The organism is Leifsonia sp. SIMBA_070, assembly GCF_046534635.1.
Lineage (GTDB): Bacteria > Actinomycetota > Actinomycetes > Actinomycetales > Microbacteriaceae > Leifsonia.
Genome location: NZ_JAWRYK010000966.1, coordinates 1 through 235, shown reverse-complemented (window position 1 = coordinate 235; position 235 = coordinate 1). Strand labels below are relative to the sequence as shown.

The window sequence follows — 235 nt, the reverse complement described above, 5'->3', positions numbered from 1 at the left end:
GGTGGGCGAGGAAGATAACCGCCCGCCGACCAACGGGCCGGCATTCAAGTCGCTCGTCTACACGACCGGCGAAATCTACGCAAACCCGGCGGCGACGCAACAAATGCTGGACGACGCGGAAATCGACCTCGAAGCGTGGCTCGCGGCAGAGGGCCAACTCGAATTCGCCAAGCAAGAGGGCATCGGCTTTCTCACGGGCACGGGCGACAAGATGCCGACCGGTCTTCTGACGTAC

General features: G+C 63.0%; 1 protein-coding gene. It reads left to right on the top strand.

What is annotated here, in order from left to right:
- Window positions 1–235 (top strand): phage major capsid protein (locus SB754_RS23040; protein ID WP_410784572.1); only part of this gene is annotated, 235 nt, incomplete at both ends.